Origin of the sequence: Paenibacillus forsythiae T98 (assembly GCF_000520735.1) — a bacterium.
Taxonomy (GTDB): Bacteria; Bacillota; Bacilli; order Paenibacillales; family Paenibacillaceae; genus Paenibacillus_AQ; species Paenibacillus_AQ forsythiae.
In genome coordinates, this window is sequence record NZ_ASSC01000828.1 from 1 (window position 1) to 312 (window position 312).

Consider the following 312-nt stretch of genomic DNA (forward strand, 5'->3'; position numbering starts at 1 on the left):
CCCCCGCCCTGTTCCCTGTCCCGGCAGGAAGAACCCGTGCCGCCCCCATGCTCTCGCTTCCCTCCGGGTCGTAGACCCGCATAGCTCTGAGCAACCGCGAACAGGCGCTCCAGCAGAAAGACAGCCATCACCGCGCCGAAGGCATTCGGATATTGAAGCAGTCCCCCAAGCCTTGCGCCCGAGGCGCTGACTTCGGGCGAGACGCTGTAAAGCACCGCATACGGAATCAGCAGCGCCCCGTAAAAGGACATCAGCCCGCTCAGGCATAAGAGCATGCCCGCCGCGTGCCAGGCTGTCCAGAGCAACCGGCCT

Annotated in this window: 1 pseudogene; it reads right to left on the reverse strand. The window is 64.7% G+C overall.

Annotated elements, in window-relative coordinates:
• Positions 1–312, reverse strand: a pseudogene (locus L692_RS33260) (hypothetical protein); the annotation flags it as partial.